This is a genomic window from Marinobacter sp. UBA2688, from assembly GCF_002352785.1.
GTDB classification, from domain to species: domain Bacteria; phylum Pseudomonadota; class Gammaproteobacteria; order Pseudomonadales; family Oleiphilaceae; genus Marinobacter; species Marinobacter salarius.
On record NZ_DELU01000027.1, the window covers coordinates 32746 to 46716 of the forward strand.

The following is a 13971-nucleotide window of genomic DNA, read 5'->3' on the forward strand; positions in this document are numbered from 1 at the left end:
CCTGCACTTATTCTGTTTTACGTTGTTACTTCCCGGCCGGCCTTGTCGCCGGTCTGTTTGCCACGGCGCCAGCCGTGAAGTTTCTCAAGCAGTTTGAGAATGCCCTGGGGTGCGTGTTCGCGCTTCCACTCTCCAGCGGCATACTTGGCTGATTCGTTCCAGGTCGGGTAAGGGTGGATAGTGCCCAGAATTTTGTTCAGGCCCAGGCCGTGCTTCATGGCCAGGGTGAACTCGGCCAGTATCTCGCCGGCGTGCACACCGACCACGACGGCACCCAGAATCTTGTCCTTCCCTGGCGGCGTGAGCACCTTGATAAAACCGTAATCCTCACTCTCAGCAATGGCACGATCCAGGTCGTCCAGGCCATAGCGGGTGACTTCGTAAGCCACACCTTTTTCCTTGGCTTCGGCCTCGCTAAGGCCGACCCTGGCCACTTCCGGCGAGGTAAAGGTCACCCAGGGCATCACCCGGTAATCCACCTGGAAACGCTTGAACTCGCCAAACAGACCGTTCACTGCCGCGTACCAGGCCTGGTGAGCCGCCGCGTGGGTAAACTGATAGGGCCCGGCCACATCGCCACAGGCGAAGACGTTGGGGAAGCGCATACTCATGTCTTCTGCCACTGGCACAGTGCCATTGGGCAGGGTTTCCACCCCTATCTTTTCCAGCCCCAGGCCGTCAGTTCGAGCGGCACGACCAACAGCAACCAGAACCTGGTCAAACACGATCCTCACGCGCTCGCCGTTGAACTCGCAGTAGGCCACCTTTTCTCCGTCCTCGACAGCGAACTCCTTGGCGGCGTGGTTAAGCCGCAGATCAATGCCATCCTGTTCAAACTGTTTCCGGATGACCTCGGAGACATCGGCGTCTTCCTTGGCCAGCAAACGCTCGCCCATTTCCACCTGGATCACCTTGCTGCCAAGCCTCGCAAAGGCATGGGCCAGTTCCGAGCCAATGGGGCCGCCACCAAGTACCAGCAAGCGCTCAGGCTGGGTCTGCAGGGACCATAGATTGTCCGATGTCAGCGGCTCCATGTCCGCCAAACCGGGAATGGGCGGCACTGCCGGCTTGCCCCCAGTGGCCACCACAATACTGCGCGCGGTCAGGCGCTCGGTGTGACCGTCGCTATGGACCACTTCCAGCTCCCAGGGCGATACGAAGCTGGCGGTACCGGAGATGCAGTCAACACCCAGTTTGCGGAAGCGCTCGGGCGAGTCGTGGGGTTCCACCTTGGCGATGACTTCTTTCACCCTCGCCATGATATTGGCAAAGGAGCCTTTTACCGGTACCGACTCCAGGCCATAACGATTCGCCTGGCGCAGGGTGTCGGCCGCCTTGGCACTGCGAATCAGCGCCTTGGACGGTACGCAACCGGTGTTGAGGCAGTCTCCGCCCATTTTGTCTTTCTCGATCAGCGCCACCTTGGCCTTAACCGCTGCGGCAATGTACGCCGACACCAGGCCCGCCGAGCCACCGCCAATCACCAGCAGGTTGTAATTAAACGACTCTGGTTTCTGCCAGCCGGCGTACACCCGGCGCTTGCGAATGAAACCGACAACAAACTTGGCGATCAGCGGGAACACCCCCAACAGCGCGAAAGACAGCAGAATATTGGCGGACACAATGTCGCTGGTGGTTTCAATCGTCGACAGCTGAGTGCCGGCGTTTACATACACAAAGGTACCCGGCAGCATCGCCGCCCAGCTCACCAGAGCGTAGGTCTTCAGCTTCATGGCGGTCAGGCCCATCGCCAGGTTAATCAGGAAGAACGGAAATACCGGTACCAGACGCAGGGTGGCAAGATAGAACGCACCGTCTTTTTTGATGCCACGGTCCATCTTTGCGACGGTTTCCGCGTACTTCTCCCGCAAGGTATCCCGCATCAGAAACCTGGCCACCAGGAACGCAAGTGAGGCACCGATGGTCGATGCGATGGATACTGCAACCAGACCATAGACATTACCGAAAAAGGCACCGCCGGCCAGCGTCATGATCGCGGCACCGGGCAGCGACAGCGCCGTTACCACCACATACACTCCAGCAAACCCAAGCACCGCCGCCAGCAAATTCTGATTGATCCACTGTTCAATGGCAGACTGGTGTTTCTGCAGGTTTTCCAGCGTGAGTATCTCGTGACCGCCAAAACTGACAAACAGTGCAACCACGACACCGATAACCAGCAGCAAAACGAGCTTTTTGGAGTTCATAGCTAAATCCATAAATTAAAAGTGAAAACGGTTGCTCTGAGAGACACGCCAAAGCGCTGGATGTTACAGCAGCCAGGGTCTAAAATTTTTTTGAGCAGTGACTCATCATTACTGGAACTAATGGCTGCGACTATAGACATACCATTGTCCAGGCCGCTCTGGATGTCCAATAACATGTTTATAACAACGCTCTAACGCGGGTGTCCTGGGGTATACGGAATGGAAACCACAACGCACCAATCTGACGACGACATCCTCATCACCGGCCTGAAGTCGGGGAACCAGGGCGCCTTTCGCGAGGCTGTGCGTTTATACACCCCTGGCATGATGGCCGTCGCCCGCTTTTACCTTGATCACGCCTCGGCAGAGGAAATTGTCCAGGATTGCTGGGTGACGGTTATCGACGCCGTTCAGACATTTGAGGGCCGTTCCGGCCTGAAGACATGGTTGCACCGTATCGTGGCAAACCGGGCCAAGAATCATCTCCGAAAGACCAAGAGGGAAGTGAACGCGGATTTTTCGGAAGCGCTGGACCCGGACCTCGCCGCCCGCTTTGCGCCCAATGGTCGCTGGGCCACACCGCCGAGCCTGAAAACCAATGAGTCCGCCCAGGCACTGATGGAGAACGGTGCACTGAGCGACTGCCTTGATCGACACCTGTCCGCACTGCCGGAAACACAACGATCAGCATTGATGTTGTACGAAGCGCATCAGCACAAATCCGACGACGTGTGTAACATTCTGGATGTCAGCGCCTCTAACCTGCGCGTGCTCCTGCATCGGGCACGGCAGAAAATCTTTCTGATGGTTGAGACATTTCAGGAGACAGGCGAATGTTAATGTGCCGGGATCTGGCTCGCATCGCCAGCGATTACATTGACGGTGAGCTGGGCACCGGGAAAGTAATGTCTGTGAAAATGCACCTGCTGATGTGCGGTCGATGTCGTAGCTTCATTGGCAGCCTGCGGGCCAGCATAGAGCTTATGAACGCCCACTCGAGCCAGCAGCTGGACGAAGATCTGGTACGCCGGATTGACGAACGTGTCAGTGAGTCGCTCAACGCTCGGCACTCCGGAAACGACACGTCGGACCCGTGATGCTCTTCGCTTTCGTTTAACGACACCCGCCCCTTCCGGACGTTACACCAGGCTCTGACAGAACCACTCTTTTCGCTTGCCAATGGAACTCCCACACCGCCGCTCTGTCTCTGGAACGATCATTCAAAATTCGAAAGGAGATATGGAATGCCCAAGCAGTTACCCCTTGCCCTGCTGTTACTTCGACTTGGTGTTTTCGTTGTTTTTCTGGTCTGGACCCTGGATAAACTGGTTCAGCCCGAGCACGCTATCAAGGTTTTCGATTCATTCTACGGGCTCGATGGCCTTGGCGAGACAGCCGTCTACCTCATCGGCATCGCACAACTTGTGCTGATACTGATGTTTGTTGCTGGCCTTCTGAAAACCTGGACTTACGGCGCACTCCTGATCTTCCACGGTGCTTCCACCCTGTCCTCATTCGCGAAATACCTGCAGCCTTTCGATAACCTCCTGTTCTTTGCGGCCTGGCCCATGCTCGCCGCATGCGCGGCGCTGTATCTGCTTCGTGATTACGATACGCTTACGCTTTCGAGGCAACCGGCTCCCACTGCTGCGTAAAACGGCGCCAGGGCGTTGTAACAGTCAGTCCGGTTGTTTGTCCTTGTTGCTATCAACCTACCGCCAACAACCGGAGTACCGATGCTACTGAACTGGCTGTCACGGCGCCTGACCACCTATCTTTCAAAGCAGGTCACCCAACACTCGGTGCGCACCTCCGCCTGGGAGGCCCTGGAAAAAACTCTTCAGCCCGGCGACGTTTTACTGGTGGAGGGAAATACGCGAATCAGTGTAGCCATCAAGTACCTGACTCAGTCAACCTGGTCGCACGCCGCCCTTTACCTGGGACCGAACGCGGGCCTTGGCGCCGCCGGCAATGGCGAGCCACATGTACTGATCGAGGCGGATCTTGAGGAAGGTATTCGCCCGCTTTCGCTGTCGGCATACCGCAACACCCATACCCGCATCTGTCGCCCGGTCGGACTCACCGACAATGATATCGACAAGCTTGTGGATTACTCGAAAAGCCGGCTCGGCCACCAGTACGACCTGAAAAACGTCTGGGATCTGGCACGCTACCTGTGCCCGACGCCACCGGTACCGTCCCGTTACCGACGTTCGCTTCTGGCCCTTGGCAGCGGTGATCCCACGCGGGCGATCTGCTCCACATTCATCGCCGAGGGATTCCAGGCCCTCCGTTACCCGATACTGCCCGTAAGCCTGTCCGAATCAGAAGGTGATCCGGCTTGCGACGCGCAAAAGCGCGAGTACTTCCGGATTCGCCACCATTCTCTATTTGCGCCCCGGGATTTCGACGCCTCCCCCTATTTCGACGTCGTTAAACCCACGCTGGAACAGGGGTTTGATTACCGGGGGTTCCGGTGGGCGGAATGACACTGAGAATCGCCATCGTTGTTGTGGTAATGGCTGCCCTGGCAGGTGCCTGGTGGCTGCTGCAGATATTGGGAATACCTGCGGACCTGTCTCCAGATGCCCTTGCACAATGGCTGAAAAGCCAGGGGGCTGCCGGCCCACTGTTGCTGATGCTGCTGATGACGATGGCGGTTGTGATAGGCCCGATTCCCACACTTCCGGTCAGTGCAACCGCAGGTCTGGCGTTTGGTGTGCTTGAGGGAACCGCCATTGCAGCAACCGGTGCCCTGCTGGGCGCCATGGCGGCGTTCTGGGTTGCCCGTTGCCTCGGACGCGAGGTGATCTGCAAACGTTTTCCGGACAACCCTGTGCTTGCACGGGATGGCTCGCAACGCTTTCTCACCATTGCCATCCTGCTGACCCGGCTGATACCCGTTTTCTCGTTCGCCCTGATCAGTTACGCCGCCGGCGTCACTGCCATACGCGCCTGGCGCTTTGCGATTGCCACCTTCGTTGGCATGCTGCCAATGACGGTGGTGTTTGCAGGCCTGGGGAACACGTTCACGTTGAATCCGGTACTTACCGTCGCCGCAGGCGCGATTATCCTGGCAGTGATGGTATGGTTGCCGTGGTCCATCAGCCGAAACCCCGGCTCGCAGCTGGCGCGCTGGCTTCAACTTAACCAATAACAACAAAGAGACGACCTTATGCGCCGTCCGGTCAAAGCCGATGTTATGCCCTGGCTCGCCCGTGCCCTTTCCAGTGCGCCCAGATACGCTCTGCAACGATCCCTTCACAACATACGGGCAAAAACGCGGGGTGAGAGCGATCTTGTCCAGGTGTTCGTAAACCCCCGAGACCCATTTGGGCTGCCCCTGTTGCAGGCGCTTATCCAGCTACAGGAACGTTTTTATGTGCGTTTCCGGGTCCATACTGTCTGGCAACTGGACGACAACATGTACCCCGAGCCGGCTCTCTGGCGCACCTGGGCGCAACAGGACGCCACAAGGCTCGCACAACTATACGGCTTCACGCCTCCAGACCGGCCGACGGCGCCCTCCGAGACCGAACTGACGACAGCCACGGCCCGTCTGCTCAATGCAGAAAAAACCGGTGAAGGGCTGATAACCGCCGTGCGTGTGCTGGAAGATCTATGGCATTCACATTCCGGCTCGCCACCGGACACAGCGCCCGCAAGGTATGACCACGCACAGCTGTCCGAGAATGAACGGTTGCTCCGGAGGCTAGGGCACTATCAAGGCAGCATGACGAGGTACCTGGGTGAATGGTTCTGGGGTGTGGACCGCCTGGATCATCTTGAGCGGCGTCTAAACGAACAGGGACTGAACCGGGACGTCCCCGATGCGGTCCTTTTCACGCGCACATGGTCCGATTTGATGAGTAGCAGCCCCAGCCCGGCTGACGGCCATCGAGCGACCACCACCCTTGAGGTCTTCTTTTCCATCCGCAGCCCATACTCCTATCTGGGCCTGGAGCGAGCAGTCCAGTTGGCCAAGGCGTGGAATATTCCTCTTCAACTGAAACCGGTTCTGCCCATGTTGATGCGCGGGCAGTCGGTACCGGATGCCAAAAAGTGGTACATCTTCCACGACACCAAAAGGGAAGCCAACAAACTGGGCATTCCGTATGGTTTCGTCGCCGATCCTTTGGGGCCGGGCGTGGAAAGATGCTATGCCTTGTTCGAATACGCCCGCTCACTCGGTCGCGAGACCGACTACATGCTGGCCTACGCCAGGGCCGTCAATGCCGAAGGCATCCGCTCCGAAACCGATGCCGGTCTGAAAGTAATCGTCGAACGAGCCGGCCTGGACTGGCAGAAAGCCAAGGCTTTATTGAACGATCAAAGCTGGCGTGAGTGGGCGGAAAACAACCGCAAAGCCATGTATGACTGCGGGCTATGGGGCGTTCCCAGCTTCCGTTACGGGGAGGTCAGCTGTTGGGGGCAGGATCGGTTGTGGGTGATCGAAAAGAGCATCGTCGCGGCTACCGCGACTCTCAATAAACGCCAAGGGCGCGTATGATAACTCCATGCTCGTCCCAACGTGGGCCGTGAAGGCGACAAACTCTGGAAGGAGGTTCTATGAAAACACTATTGATTCATTCGTTGATCATCGTATCCATGATGGTAAGTGCTCCTGCTCTTGCCCAGGGAGACCCCTTGAGAGTCGGAATGTCCGGCCAGTATTTCCCGTTTACCTTTGTGGAGCAGGATACCCTCAAAGGGTTTGAAGTTGATGTGATGAACGCAATTGGCAAGGAAATGGGGCGTGAAATCCAGTACCAGACCGCCAACTTCTCAGGCCTGTTTGGCATGTTGGAATCCGGGCGCATCGACACCGTTGCCAACCAGATCACCATCACCGAGGAGCGCCAGAAGGCCTACATTTTCAGCGAACCGTATGTCTATGACGGTGCTCAGGTAGTAACCAAGGAAGGCAACACCGAGGTCGAGGGTGTGGAAGATCTGAAGGGTAAAACCGTCGCGGTGAATCTGGGCTCCAACTTCGAGGCCCTGTTGCGGGAACTGCCCTATGCAGACCAAATCAACATCAAAACCTATGAGAGCAATCTGGAGCGTGATACCGCTCTGGGTCGCGTGGACGCCTTCGTTATGGACCGGGTCAGTGCCAGCCAGATCATCAAGGAGAAGCCACTGCCGCTGGAGCTCGCCGGCCCAACGTTCTCCCAGATCACCAACGCCTACCCGTTTCGCGACACGGACGCCGGACGAGCGCTGCGTGATGAAGTAAACGCAGCCCTGACAGCCCTGCGTGACAACGGAACCCTGGCCTCCATTTCAGAGAAGTGGTTCGGCACCGACATCACCCAGCCCTGAGGGGCGCCACCAAGGCCTGACTCGCTATGGACGTGTTGAACGTCGAATACATGCTTGGGCTGGTACCTGTGTTGCTCGGGTACCTGCCCCTCACCCTGCAACTGGCCGGCGTCGGGATGGTGCTGGCGCTGATCCTTGCCTGCCTGTTCGCCGTCGTCCGGGTGCTGCGCATCCCGGTGCTCAATCAGCTGACCATCGTGTTCATTTCCTTTTTCCGGGGCACTCCGCTGCTGGTGCAGTTGTTCCTGTTCTATTACGGGCTGCCGCAACTGGTCAGTGCATTGACGGTCATAGACGGCGTTACGGCGACCATCATGGGCCTGACCATGCATTTTTCGGCGTACATGGCGGAATCGATACGTGCCGCCATCGTGGGTGTGGACCGCAGCCAGACCGAAGCCGCCCTGTCGATCGGCATGACCAACGGCCAGCTGATGCGACGGATAGTGTTGCCCCAGGCCACACGTGTGGCACTGCCCACGCTGATGAACTACTTCATCGACATGATCAAGGCCACCTCCCTGGCATTTACCCTGGGGGTTACCGAGCTGATGGGTGCCACCCAGAAAGAGGCCGCCGGCAGTTTCCTGTACTTCGAGGCCTTCATTGTTGCCGCCATCATGTACTGGATCGTTGTTGAGATGCTCTCCAAGCTTCAGCACTACCTGGAAATCCGTCTGAACAAGGCCTACAGCCGATGATCAAACTGGAATCACTGAGCAAACATTTTGGCAAGGCCGTGGTTCTCGACGGCATCGATCTCGCCATCGAAGAAGGTGAGATCGTGGTGATCATCGGTCCCTCAGGGACCGGAAAATCCACCCTGTTGCGCTGCGTCAACTTTCTGGAACAACCCACCAAAGGCACCATGACCGTGGGTGATCTGACCGTGGACGTGAACCGCGCCAGCCGCGCGGACATTCTCTCCATGCGCCGGCGAACCGCGTTCGTTTTCCAGAACTATGCCCTGTTCTCCAACAAGACCGCGTTGCAGAACATCGCGGAACGGTTGCTCGTGGTGGATCGCTGGCCGAAAGAAAAAGCCTACCAGCGCGCACGGGAGATACTTGATCGGATCGGCCTCGCCGACAAGGCAGATGCCTATCCGGCGTCCATGTCCGGCGGACAGCAACAGCGGGTCGGTATCGGCCGTGCCATGGCAACGGGCGCGGAAGTCATCCTGTTTGACGAGCCCACCTCGTCACTCGACCCCGAGTGGGTGGAAGAAGTGCTGGGGCTGATGAAACAGTTGGCCTCGGAACGCCAGACCATGATGGTGGTTACCCACGAAATGTCCTTCGCGCGGGACGTGGCCGACCGTGTGATCTTTATCGACGGAGGTCGAATCGTGGAGCAGGGGCCTCCCAGTGAGATTTTCCATAATCCCAAGGACCCACGAACCAAGGACTTTCTGAAGAAAATCCTGGCCACCAATCCGGTATGAACGGCGGTCGGGCCGACCAACACCGATTATCGGAATTCAGAAAAATTGTCGGGCTTGTTAAGCGCCCAGTCGTAATCGATGTACTCCATCGCAGACGTTTGCGCGACGCGACTCGCCACTGACGCATCCGCCCAGGCCCTGATAAACGCCTTTGGTGTTCCCGATGCCTCTTCGAAATCCGTCGCGTACCACTTGAACAGTTCGGTGACATACGCTGTATCAGTATCGATCCTCAGATGCCGATCCGTATTGAACGCACGCCGGGTATTCTCTGCCAGCAGGTTTTCCAGATTGTCAGCCGTGTAGACAGTCTCCCGCAATGGCGGGCAGCCAACGGACGCACAATTCACCGCGAAGTGTACCCGCGCGTCTTTCCACCCTTTATCTGCGTATTCCTCCCCAAGAAGGATATCCTTCTCCATCTGGTTCAGGCTGTATTCCTGTCCGCCTATCTCAAACTTTTCCCGGTCAAAAACACTGTCCACAAAGGGATTGACGCGACCGCCGTAGTCCCAGACCGAGTCGACGAGTTCTCCGTCCGGTCGCTCAGTCAGGATCTGGTCGATCATGAAGAAATTATAGGCGTTGAGCCAGAAGGCGACGGATTCAGCCTCGCCATCGAGGGTGCCGGTATCGAAATCTGCAAGGCGGTCACGCTGATCCGCCAGCAGGCCGTCGGTCTGCGATGAGGCCAGGGCCGCCTCATAGTCAAATGCAGAAACCAGGCCACCGTCGGTCGTTGTCGACTCTGTCAGGTACTGTGTTAGCAGACGCTGAAACGGGTCAAACGTTGCTTCAGCGGCGGCAGCGGTCACCGGCATGATGACGGCGAACATCATCAGGCCTATCAATCGTCCAGGTTTGTTCACGTCACTCTCCACAGGTCTAAAGGTTCCGAAGGTCTACAGGTTCATCGACTTTGCTCTTTCACCGACACGAAAAGCCGGCCATTGTTACAATGCAATTAGTATTGATAATCGATTACATTTAGTTTAGTTTCCGCATCGTGACGAAAAACAACCATCAGGTGCCGAGAACCATGCTCAAACAACCCAACCCTCTTCGCTATTCCCTGATCTTCGCGCTTGGATGCGCCACAACCGCAACTGCTCAGGAAGGCACCGATCAGGCACCGAAATCTCTTGATACACTTGAAGTAACCGCCACTCGCGGTCTCGACTCCCTCAACGTTAACCCCGGTGCGGTCACCGTGGTTGACCGCGACGCCATCGACAAACAGTCCTCATTGGGTGGCAACGTGGGCGATATTCTGGCCAAAACCGTTCCAGGCCTGTCGCCCTCTACCCACGGTTTAACCAGTGTGGCGCAGACGCTGCGTGGCCGAAACCTGTTCGTACTGATTGACGGCATCCCCCAGACCATCAGCCTGCGCGACGGGCTTCATTCCCTGAACTCCATTGACCCGTCATCGATCGAGCGCATCGAAGTGATCCGGGGCTCCAATGGTGTGTACGGCTTTGGCGGTACCGGCGGCATCATCAACATCATCACCCGCAAGAACGAGAAAGGCGCCCCCCTATACCGCACCGAACTGAATGGTGGTTTCTCGACCGAGCACATCAAGGACAGCGAACAATTCGGGCTATCCCAGAGCGTGACCGGTGGCTCAGGAGCCCTTGACTACCAGCTCCGAGGCTCCTACGAAAAACGCGCTAATGTCTTCGATGCCGATGGCGACCGCATCCCGCCGGACCCGAACGGCCAGGGTGGCATTGCCGACTCCCGCGAGTTCGACGTGCTGGCAAAGCTCGGCTTCGACCTGGACGCCGACAAGCGCCTGGAACTGACCACCAGCTACTACGACATCAAGCAGGACACCAATTACGTCCTTGAAGCGGGCGTGTACGGCGAGCAGAAAACCCGCGCCGTCAAAGGCGACCCGGGCGGCGAGGATCAGGGCACTGAAAACCTGAACGTGAACCTGACCTACAGCGACCAGCAACTGTTCGGCAATACCTCACTGGGTGCGCAGCTGTATTATCGCGACTACATGACCCGATTCGGGTACTTCGCCACCTTCTATCCCGGCGGTGGACAGTCGCTGACCGAATCGGAGCGCATCGGCTCCCGTCTGGACTTTGAAACGCCGTTTGACGTCATGTCTGGCGCCAAGTTGCTCTGGGGCCTGGACACCCTGATGGAAACCACGGCCCAGCCCCTGGAAGACGGGCGGACGTTCGTACCTGAAATGGACCAGAACAGTGTGGCGCCGTTCCTGCAGGCGGAACTTCGGCTGAATCCGAAGTGGACCGTTAATGCTGGTGTCCGCTACGAAAAATTCTGGTTCGAGGTGGACGACTACACCACGGTGTTTGGTGCAGACGTCGAAGGCGGTGAGCTGGAGTACAGCGAAACGGTCTTCAATACCGGGGCCCGATACCAGGTGAACGATGTCTGGGCAGCCACCGCCAGCTTCTCTCAGGGCTTCACGGTGCCGGAGATTGGCCGCACCCTGCGCCAGCCCCAGCAGGGCACATCGCTGGATCAGATCCGCCCTGAGCCACAGGTGGTCGACAACTACGAGGTTGGCACCGAGGCCGTCTGGGATCGCGCCGATCTTGCACTGACGCTGTTCTACAGTGAGTCGGAACTGGGAACCAGCCTTGCGGCAGCCAACGCCAACGAGCCCATTCCCGTGCTGCGCAGCCCTGAACGTATCTACGGTTTCGAGGCAGAGCTCAACACCTATCCCACCCGCGACCTGAGTGCCGGCGGCACCTTCACCTGGATGGAAGGCAAAGTCGATTCTGACGATGATGGCAGCTACGACACCTATCTTGCCGGCAACCGGATTTCACCACTCAAGCTCACCGGCTATGTGGAACACGATACTACTGCGCGCTGGAGCAATCGCCTGCAGGCCATGGTCGTGGGTGATCGCGACCGCTTTAGCGGTAGCGGTTTTGGCCAGGGCGAGGTGGAGTCCTTCACGGTTCTGGATCTGACCAGCACCTGGCGGACCGGCAACGGGGATATCACCCTGGCCATCAACAATCTGCTGAATGAGGATTACTTCCCGGTGATCTCGCAGATCTACAATTTCGACACCCAGTACACCACTGCACCCGGCCGATCGGTGATGGTCAGTTACGGGGTCGACTGGTAAACGGAAGACTGGCAGAACCACACATAAGGCCGCTCAAAGCGGCCTTATGTTTTTTACCACCCAGCAAAGCGACGCCGTAGGGCCCTCGTCCAGGTCCGCACAGGTATCGACGCGCACGACCTCCATGGTGCCGCATCGGGCTGTCAGTGCCCCGGAATCATCATTCGACGCCCAGTCCACTTGCACCACAACCTCCTTGCTGTCATCACAGGAAGCTTCCGGACCAACTGACAGTGCCGCACAAATGTTTCTGTCAGAAAGCCACTCCAGGGCGGAGATTTCAGCGCACTGTTGGGCAGGCGTCAGCAGCGACTGGCCACGATAACAGGGCAGGTAGGGAAGGCCATCTGCCTCATGCTGCAGAAAAGGCAGCACCTGTTCCGGCGCAACGCGGCCGTATTTACGCATGGACGGGAACACCATGATGCTCGCCGCAAGCCGGCATCCGCCCAGATGGGAACTTTCCCAGACCTCAAACGGCAGGTCCCGGTCTGCGACTGTACGGGCGAGCTCCTGATAGGTCGCATATCCAAACTTGGCACAGCACTTGTCCTTGCGGCCATGGGTGCAACACAGCACCAGGGAGTCGGTCATCGCTGCGCCGGCCCACCCACTCAGGTCGTTGCCGGACGCCAGGGCCTCCAGAAACGCCGGCAGGTCACGCCGCTCAACGTCAAAGCTGCGGCCTTCCGGCAACAGGTAAAGCCGGTGACTGTGCTCCGGACGACCACGCTGGTGAATCAGGTTCACCCGCCGTCCACTGGCCGCAAGACGATTGATCCGTGATGCCAGGTCGTCATCCATATCACGGGCGATTCGCAGGCTTCGCGACCACTTCGGCCGCGGCCAACTGATCAGCAGATTGCTCTCGGCATGGGTTGCTGTGCCGGCAAGAGGATCGCCGGCCTCAATACTGTCGACAGTACAGAACCGATGGACGGAGGCACTCATGCCGTTGCCGCCGGCGAGGTGAAGGAAGCAGTCTCTGCCACGGTTCGTTTTACCGGCACACAAACAGGCCGGCCCGCCAAAGGTTCACGGATGACCTGGGCATCAAGATCAAACACCTGCTTGAGGTTGTCGGCGGTAAACACGGTCTCCGGTGGGCCGTCGTGCAGAATCCGGCCCGCCTTCATCATTACCAGCCGGTCGGCGTAGGCCGCCGCCAGGTTGAGGTCGTGGAGCACTACCAACAGCGTCCGCCCCTGTGTGTGCGCCAGGGATACCAGCAGTTCCAGCAGGTCCACCTGTACCTTCAGGTCCAGAAACGTGGTGGGTTCATCAAGCAAAAGCAGATCGGTTTCCTGGGCCAGCACCATGGCAATCCAGCAGCGTTGACGCTGCCCGCCACTGAGCGCATCCACCGGCCGGTCGGCAAACGTCGCAACATCAGCCACCCTCATGGCCTCCTCAACAGCGGCTTCGTCGCGCCGGGACCACTGGCGCATCAGGCTCTGATAGGGGAAACGTCCAAGCCCTACCAACTCCCTGACAGTCAGCCCATCCGGTGCGGTGGGGCTCTGTGGCAGTATTCCGAGCCGTTGCGCGACGGTGCGGGTGGGCTGACGATGGATATCGCTGCCGTCAAGAAACACCTTGCCGGCGCTGGGGGCCAGAGTTCGGGCCAGGGTTTTCAGCAGGGTGGACTTGCCCGAGCCATTCGGTCCCAACAGAACGGTGACACTGCCCTCACGCACCGTGAAATCCACGTCCGTCAGCACCTGCCGGCCGTCGTATCCCGCGCACACTGAGTCACCCCGCAGTCGCGGCTGGCGATCGTAATCCGGGGATGGGGAATGTCGATTCAGGGGCATATTAGAGTCGCTTTCGAGTGAAGTCAGATGATATTATCTCCCATTCTCATTATC

14 protein-coding genes are annotated in these 13971 nt (G+C 58.2%); 10 read left to right on the forward strand and 4 right to left on the reverse strand.

Annotated features, from left to right (window positions below):
* Positions 1-17 precede the first annotated feature (17 nt).
* Positions 18-2207, reverse strand: coding sequence for an FAD-dependent oxidoreductase (locus tag B3M52_RS17985; RefSeq protein WP_075196334.1), 2190 nt, complete (start codon positions 2205-2207; stop codon positions 18-20).
* Between the two features lie 219 nt (positions 2208-2426).
* Between B3M52_RS17985 and B3M52_RS17990 the strand changes: the two genes are divergently transcribed.
* The 9 genes from B3M52_RS17990 to B3M52_RS18030 all read left to right on the forward strand — a co-directional run bounded on the left by B3M52_RS17990 (position 2427) and on the right by B3M52_RS18030 (position 8976).
* Complete coding sequence (locus tag B3M52_RS17990; protein ID WP_007154863.1) at positions 2427-3047, forward strand: RNA polymerase sigma factor; 621 nt, start codon at positions 2427-2429, stop codon at positions 3045-3047.
* The gene (locus tag B3M52_RS17995; protein ID WP_041332818.1) at positions 3041-3304 is read left to right on the forward strand and encodes a zf-HC2 domain-containing protein; all 264 of its coding nucleotides are present in this window, start codon (positions 3041-3043) and stop codon (positions 3302-3304) included. Before B3M52_RS17990 ends, B3M52_RS17995 begins: the two co-directional genes overlap by 7 nt.
* Positions 3305-3451: 147 nt before the next feature.
* Positions 3452-3862, forward strand: a complete 411-nt coding sequence (locus tag B3M52_RS18000; RefSeq protein ID WP_007154865.1) for a hypothetical protein — start codon at positions 3452-3454, stop codon at positions 3860-3862.
* Positions 3863-3943: 81 nt separating this feature from the next.
* Positions 3944-4696: a YiiX/YebB-like N1pC/P60 family cysteine hydrolase gene (locus tag B3M52_RS18005; protein WP_041332814.1), complete on the forward strand. Its 753-nt coding sequence runs from the start codon at positions 3944-3946 to the stop codon at positions 4694-4696.
* Positions 4693-5364: a TVP38/TMEM64 family protein gene (locus tag B3M52_RS18010; protein ID WP_041332810.1), complete on the forward strand. Its 672-nt coding sequence runs from the start codon at positions 4693-4695 to the stop codon at positions 5362-5364. Before B3M52_RS18005 ends, B3M52_RS18010 begins: the two co-directional genes overlap by 4 nt.
* An 18-nt stretch (positions 5365-5382) precedes the next feature.
* Entirely contained in the window at positions 5383-6717 is a 1335-nt protein-coding gene (locus B3M52_RS18015; RefSeq protein ID WP_075196335.1) for a DsbA family protein, read from the forward strand.
* A 59-nt stretch (positions 6718-6776) separates the two neighbouring features.
* Complete coding sequence (locus B3M52_RS18020; protein WP_075196336.1) at positions 6777-7532, forward strand: amino acid ABC transporter substrate-binding protein; 756 nt, start codon at positions 6777-6779, stop codon at positions 7530-7532.
* A gap of 26 nt (positions 7533-7558) precedes the next feature.
* The gene (locus tag B3M52_RS18025) at positions 7559-8233 is read left to right on the forward strand and encodes an amino acid ABC transporter permease (protein WP_075196337.1); all 675 of its coding nucleotides are present in this window, start codon (positions 7559-7561) and stop codon (positions 8231-8233) included.
* Positions 8230-8976: an amino acid ABC transporter ATP-binding protein gene (locus tag B3M52_RS18030; protein WP_036201846.1), complete on the forward strand. Its 747-nt coding sequence runs from the start codon at positions 8230-8232 to the stop codon at positions 8974-8976. The genes B3M52_RS18025 and B3M52_RS18030 overlap by 4 nt, the downstream gene beginning before the upstream one ends.
* Positions 8977-9002: 26 nt before the next feature.
* Here B3M52_RS18030 and B3M52_RS18035 read toward each other — a convergent pair whose 3' ends face one another.
* Positions 9003-9845, reverse strand: a complete 843-nt coding sequence (locus tag B3M52_RS18035) for a DUF547 domain-containing protein (RefSeq protein ID WP_226909996.1) — start codon at positions 9843-9845, stop codon at positions 9003-9005.
* 170 nt (positions 9846-10015) lie between these two features.
* On the opposite strand from B3M52_RS18035, the gene B3M52_RS18040 reads away from it, so the two are divergent.
* On the forward strand, positions 10016-12103 hold the full coding sequence (locus tag B3M52_RS18040) for a TonB-dependent receptor (RefSeq protein ID WP_075196339.1): 2088 nt from the start codon (positions 10016-10018) through the stop codon (positions 12101-12103).
* 33 nt (positions 12104-12136) lie between these two features.
* Here the strand turns inward: B3M52_RS18040 and B3M52_RS18045 are convergent, their stop codons facing one another.
* Positions 12137-13054: a sucrase ferredoxin gene (locus B3M52_RS18045; protein WP_075196340.1), complete on the reverse strand. Its 918-nt coding sequence runs from the start codon at positions 13052-13054 to the stop codon at positions 12137-12139.
* On the reverse strand, positions 13051-13917 hold the full coding sequence (locus B3M52_RS18050) for an ABC transporter ATP-binding protein (protein WP_075196341.1): 867 nt from the start codon (positions 13915-13917) through the stop codon (positions 13051-13053). Before B3M52_RS18050 ends, B3M52_RS18045 begins: the two co-directional genes overlap by 4 nt.
* Between the last annotated feature and the right edge of the window lie 54 nt (positions 13918-13971).

Coding starts and splice junctions, on each gene's coding strand:
- B3M52_RS17985 (WP_075196334.1), bottom strand. CDS start 2,207: ATGAACTCCAAAAAGCTCGTTTTGCTGCTGGTTATCGGTGTCGTGGTT.
- B3M52_RS17990 (WP_007154863.1), top strand. CDS start 2,427: ATGGAAACCACAACGCACCAATCTGACGACGACATCCTCATCACCGGC.
- B3M52_RS17995 (WP_041332818.1), top strand. CDS start 3,041: ATGTTAATGTGCCGGGATCTGGCTCGCATCGCCAGCGATTACATTGAC.
- B3M52_RS18000 (WP_007154865.1), top strand. CDS start 3,452: ATGCCCAAGCAGTTACCCCTTGCCCTGCTGTTACTTCGACTTGGTGTT.
- B3M52_RS18005 (WP_041332814.1), top strand. CDS start 3,944: ATGCTACTGAACTGGCTGTCACGGCGCCTGACCACCTATCTTTCAAAG.
- B3M52_RS18010 (WP_041332810.1), top strand. CDS start 4,693: ATGACACTGAGAATCGCCATCGTTGTTGTGGTAATGGCTGCCCTGGCA.
- B3M52_RS18015 (WP_075196335.1), top strand. CDS start 5,383: ATGCGCCGTCCGGTCAAAGCCGATGTTATGCCCTGGCTCGCCCGTGCC.
- B3M52_RS18020 (WP_075196336.1), top strand. CDS start 6,777: ATGAAAACACTATTGATTCATTCGTTGATCATCGTATCCATGATGGTA.
- B3M52_RS18025 (WP_075196337.1), top strand. CDS start 7,559: ATGGACGTGTTGAACGTCGAATACATGCTTGGGCTGGTACCTGTGTTG.
- B3M52_RS18030 (WP_036201846.1), top strand. CDS start 8,230: ATGATCAAACTGGAATCACTGAGCAAACATTTTGGCAAGGCCGTGGTT.
- B3M52_RS18040 (WP_075196339.1), top strand. CDS start 10,016: ATGCTCAAACAACCCAACCCTCTTCGCTATTCCCTGATCTTCGCGCTT.
- B3M52_RS18045 (WP_075196340.1), bottom strand. CDS start 13,054: ATGAGTGCCTCCGTCCATCGGTTCTGTACTGTCGACAGTATTGAGGCC.
- B3M52_RS18050 (WP_075196341.1), bottom strand. CDS start 13,917: ATGCCCCTGAATCGACATTCCCCATCCCCGGATTACGATCGCCAGCCG.